1 protein-coding gene is annotated in these 242 nt (G+C 36.8%); it reads left to right on the top strand.

The window, feature by feature from the left end; translation table 11 throughout:
- Positions 1-206: hypothetical protein (locus AOA61_RS31960; protein ID WP_218197391.1), on the top strand; the 206-nt coding region annotated here is incomplete at its 5' end.
- Positions 207-242: the final 36 nt, after the last annotated feature.

Genomic DNA, 242 nt, shown 5'->3' with positions numbered 1-242 from the left:
GTGTTCTTTGGAACTGTATAGAAAACGATATGAAAAACACCTTAACACCTATTGGACAAGGGATTGAAGGTAGATTGGATAAAAGAAAAAAGACTGGACCCGTATTGGATCCAGCCATATTTTTGATTGAGATATTTATTGATAACATATCGTTCTGCCTGCTCTTTTTTCTTCACTTTCTTTCCTCCGTTAAACCAACTATTTAGCAGAGGTACCGACTTTTTAGCGTGGGGAAAGAGAAT

Origin of the sequence: Pseudomonas sp. 2995-1 (genome assembly GCF_002742505.1) — a bacterium.
In the GTDB taxonomy this organism is placed as follows: Bacteria; Pseudomonadota; Gammaproteobacteria; order Pseudomonadales; family Pseudomonadaceae; genus Aquipseudomonas; species Aquipseudomonas sivasensis.
Note: the sequence above shows the minus strand (reverse complement) of the source record. Positions and strands in the feature narration are given on the sequence as shown.